Raw genomic sequence first — 4295 nt, 5'->3', positions numbered from 1 at the left:
CGGAGAGCATTTCCCAGTTGACAAAACTATAGGAACACCCCTCCGTCTCGAGCACGCGGTTCTCGTCGAACCCGGCGCGCGCGAAGTGCCCGTCGATGTTGCATGTGACCACGAAGGTGTCGGCGTGCTCCGTAAGACGCCGCAGCCCGTTCATGAGCGAGCCGGGCTCATATTCGAGATACTCCTTTTGATGGAACCGCTCGGCCCATCGGCGTCGCACGCTGGCATCCGGGGAAGCGAGCCCCTGCAGTATGCAGCCGATGCCGTCTGCCTGGGCGAGGTCCCCGTACGCCTCTTGGAAATGAGCATCGGCGCAGAAAAGGTTGAGCCCCTCCGCCATGTCGAGTCCGTTGCTAGCGCCGATGATGACAAGATCCGCTTCGGCTAGCGCCCTGCCTATGCGAACTGCTTTCGCCGTCTCCATGCGCTACCTCCCCAGCGTCTTGCGCACGTCGGCAAGCACGTCGGCGATGTCGGCGCGAACGGCGAGCCCCCGATCCTCGATCGCGCGGGGGAGAAACTGCGTCTTGTTGTTTACGGCGATGTAGCTGGCCTGCGGTAACTGCGCCGTGAGGGCCCAGAACGGCTCCTGGATAAACGCGGGCGTCATGCGGCCCACACCCAGCTCGAGGAAGAGGATCCTCTGCCGTGCGTGCGCGTCGAGCCATTCGGACACCTTGCGGTACTGCTCCTCGTAGAGTTCGCCCTGCAGGAAGTTGCCGTAGCCGCGAACCCAGGGGAACGCCTCTGCCCCGCAGTGCGGGCAGCGCGGCACGAGCTCTGTCGGAACCTCAAGGCCGTCTCCCATGGCCTCTACCATGTTGGAGACCGGCTCGACCGCATCCCACACCGCGTCGGTGCAACAGCGGGAGCACTGAAAGAAGCGGTGGTCGCCTTGGATCTCTGCCACTTTCTCCCAGGGATAGAGCTTCACAAACTGCGTGTCCTGGTTGGTGGTGAGCACGAAGAAATCCTTCTCGGCGAGAATGGCGTCGAGGTCCCTGTAGGGCTTGCGCAGCGGGGCGTTGAGCGTGGTGTCGAGGAAGGTGGCGAGGTATCCCCAGCGCGCCTCGGCGGTGGGCCAGCGGTAGAACGACCCCTCGAAAGCGCCCTTGAAACCGTAGCGCTCGGCGAATTTGCCGAAATGCTTGCGATAGGTCGCGTTGTCCTCGTAGTAGAAGTCGCCGCCGCCCGCCGCGGAGAGCCCGGAGGCCCCGCCCACCAGCACGCAATCGGCTTCTTCGATCATACGGGCGAAGTCCTCGATTTGCTGGTCGTAGGGCTCGGGCTCGCGGTCACTCAGCTCATAGGGCGTGCTGCCGCTGCGGTAGGCGGCATGAAGGGAAAACGATCGGTTGGTGAGCTCGATAACGAGCTGCTCGTACAGGGTCACTGGATACCTTCTTTCAGCTATTATAAACAGGTGTCTATAAAAAGTATCCATGTCGATTTGCTTAAGAGCAATGAACAGCTTCGGCCTGCTGTCGATAAACGAGCGTTTGCCGGGCATTGTCGAGCGTTGCAATTGGAGGGGTAATGGAAGCGGGGAAGATCGATCGTCGCCGACGCTATACACTCTCGGTCATACGGGAGGCGTTCTTCGCGCTGCTGGCCGAGGTCGGCTTCGCGAAGATGACGGTAGCGGATATTTGCCGCCGCGCCGATATCAACCGTGGCACGTTCTATCTGCACTACGAGGACAAGTTCGCCCTGCTCGACGCGCTTATCGACGAGGCCTTGGCGGCGGTGCCGCCGCTCGAGGGAACGGAGGCGGGTGCCCTCTGCCAGCGTCCGCCGGCAAACGATGACTATTATCTGCTCTACTCGGATGACGACGCGTACGCCCGGGTGGCACAGCGCGTCGTCGAGCGCGGCGCCGAGCAGATGGTTCCCTCGATCATGGAGGAGACTGGGCTTTCGCGCGAGGACGCCTATCTGCTCTTCGTCCACAACGTCCAGGGAAATCTCGCGGTCAACCGCCTGCTCGGTTGGAGGCGAGGGCCCGAGTTTGCTCACGCTCAGGAGCTGCTCAGCGCCTATTCCGAAGGGGGCATGCGGGCGGTATCGGCTCGTCACGATCCTCGTAGCTCGTCTTGACCGCATGTCATTTCAGGTAGGTGGCGTTGCTATGGGCCCTCTTTGATTTTCGACGTTGTATAAGGCAATCGCAATCGTCTTGAGCTTCTTTAGGGAACTTGAACAAGAGATATGGCCTGCTGGCGATTGATTAACACCATTCGTTTTGGTTACAAGAAAGCATGCTGCGCGCCTGCAGCATGAGGGAGAGGGAATCCTATGAATATCGTTGTATTGAGCGGCAGCCCGCGCAAGGGCGCCAATACCGACACCATGGTCGAGGCGTTTGCCGAGACCGCGCGTGAGGGCGGTAATACGGTTGAGGTCGTTCGCGTTGCCAGCAAGAAGATCGCCGGCTGCTTGGGATGCCAGTACTGCTTCGCCCATGGGGGCGTCTGCGTGCAGAAGGATGACATGGCCAACGTGATCGAGTCGCTGAAAGATGCAGATATGGTCGTCTTTGCTTCGCCTATCTACTGGTTCGATATCGCCGCGCAGGAAAAGGCCGCCATCGACCGTCTGTACGCTTTCGGTGCCACGGGATTCCCGTTCACCAAGACGGCCCTTCTGCTCGATAGCCACAGCCAGGGCGTCTATGACGCGGCGATCGCCATGTACAAATCAACCTGCGCTTACTGCAAGTGGGCAGACCAGGGCATTGTCACCATCAGCGGTATGACCGAGCGCGACAGCATGGCCTCTTCGTCCAAGCTGGAAGAGGTGCGAGAGCTCGCTCGCAAGCTCGCCTAAGGACAAGAAGAACGCATGGCAATCAGCGTTGGTGGAAATGCTTGCTATCCTTACCAAGAGATAGGGGCGCATTCCCTCAAGCGCCGTATAGAACAATTTTTAAACGCAGAAAAATAACTGAAAACAAATTAATCCGCGTTAAAATATTGTCAAACAGAAGTTCACGAGGGAAGGTTGCGTATGCGTCGCAAGGCAGACGAGCTACTTAGGGAATGGCGAGACAGAGCTGATAGAAAACCTTTGCTGGTCAAAGGCGTGCGCCAGTGTGGCAAGACCTATTTGCTCAGAACGTACGCCCAGGATCTTTTCGAATCGGTTGTCTACGTTAATCTTGAGAACGACCGGTCGGCGCGAGCGGATTTTTCGGGCGGTCTTGACCCTCATTCGATTGTGCGCGCGATCGAGGCTCGTACGGGACAGCGTATCGTGCCTGGCAAAACCTTACTGTTCATTGACGAGATCCAGGCATGCGAGGAAGCGCTCACTTCCCTTAAATACTTTTGCGAAGATGCTCCCGAGTATTACGTTGCGGCTGCTGGGTCGCTTCTTGGGGTTGCCATTAACCATCAGTCGTATTCGTTCCCCGTCGGAAAGATCGACTTGATCGAGATGACTCCACTCGATTTCGAGGAGTTTCTCTGGGCAATGGGGCACGATCAGCTGGTCGACGAGATACGCTCGTCATTCGAGTTAATGGGTCCTCTTGCGCCAAGCCTTCATGAAAAGGCGCTTAGGCTCTATCGACAGTATCTTGTTGTTGGCGGAATGCCCGAGGCGGTCCAAACGTATATCGATGATCAGTCAATCATTGATGTGGCCGAAAAGCATCGGATTATTCTCGACGGATACTCCGCCGACACCAATAAATATGCTGATGAACGCTTGAGCGCAAAGACGCGTGCGTGCTTCGATTCCATTCCACGGCAGCTTGCCAAAGAGAATCGCAAATTTCAGTACAAGGTAGTGCGAGCGGGGGGCAATGCGTCTCTCTTTGGAGATGCTCTCGACTGGCTTGTATTGTCGGGTACGGTGGCGCGCTGCAGCCTAGTCGGGCAGATCGAAAGCCCTTTAGAGGCCTTCGTTAACCCTTCTGCTTTTAAAATCTATCAGGCGGATACAGGGCTGCTCGTCTCCAAGGCCGGTGCTCAACGCGCCGATATTCTTGCCGGCATCGGCGGCACATTCATGGGTGCACTTACCGAAAACTACGTTGCCCAACAGCTTTCAGCCATGGGCTATCCGCTGCATTATTGGGCGCGAGATAATCGTGCGGAAATCGACTTTGTAGTAGAGAAGCAGGGATGCTTGTCTGCGATTGAAGTCAAGGCGGGAGAGAACACAAGATCTCGAAGCCTGTCCTCACTTAAAAAGACCCATCCGGGCGTACGCCCTATCAGGCTATCGACTAAGCCCTTTGGAATGAATGATGGGCTTATGTCTGTTCCACTTTATGCGGCATTTTGTCTATA

The 4295-nt window shown here is 57.4% G+C and carries 5 protein-coding genes; 3 read left to right on the top strand and 2 right to left on the bottom strand.

Going from position 1 to position 4295, the window contains the following annotated elements:
* The coding region (locus DWY03_RS08010; protein WP_199410949.1) for a hypothetical protein at positions 1–424 on the bottom strand (424 nt) is incomplete at its 3' end.
* Positions 425–427: 3 nt separating this feature from the next.
* Complete coding sequence (locus DWY03_RS08005; RefSeq protein ID WP_197032824.1) at positions 428–1393, bottom strand: Sir2 silent information regulator family NAD-dependent deacetylase; 966 nt, start codon at positions 1391–1393, stop codon at positions 428–430.
* A 143-nt stretch (positions 1394–1536) separates the two neighbouring features.
* On the opposite strand from DWY03_RS08005, the gene DWY03_RS08000 reads away from it, so the two are divergent.
* The 3 genes from DWY03_RS08000 to DWY03_RS07990 all read left to right on the top strand — a co-directional run.
* Positions 1537–2097 (top strand): TetR/AcrR family transcriptional regulator, encoded by a 561-nt coding sequence (locus DWY03_RS08000; protein ID WP_089572815.1) that lies wholly within the window; start codon positions 1537–1539, stop codon positions 2095–2097.
* Between the two features lie 198 nt (positions 2098–2295).
* Positions 2296–2826, top strand: coding sequence for a flavodoxin family protein (locus DWY03_RS07995; RefSeq protein ID WP_117840398.1), 531 nt, complete (start codon positions 2296–2298; stop codon positions 2824–2826).
* Between the two features lie 180 nt (positions 2827–3006).
* Positions 3007–4295, top strand: a 1289-nt coding sequence (locus DWY03_RS07990; RefSeq protein ID WP_117846435.1) for an ATP-binding protein, incomplete at its 3' end; no start/stop codon positions are given.

It is taken from the genome of Collinsella sp. AF23-2 (assembly GCF_003459245.1).
In the GTDB taxonomy this organism is placed as follows: domain Bacteria; phylum Actinomycetota; class Coriobacteriia; order Coriobacteriales; family Coriobacteriaceae; genus Collinsella.
Note: the sequence above shows the minus strand (reverse complement) of the source record. Positions and strands in the feature narration are given on the sequence as shown.

Coding starts and splice junctions, on each gene's coding strand:
- DWY03_RS07995 (WP_117840398.1), top strand. CDS start 2,296: ATGAATATCGTTGTATTGAGCGGCAGCCCGCGCAAGGGCGCCAATACC.
- DWY03_RS08000 (WP_089572815.1), top strand. CDS start 1,537: ATGGAAGCGGGGAAGATCGATCGTCGCCGACGCTATACACTCTCGGTC.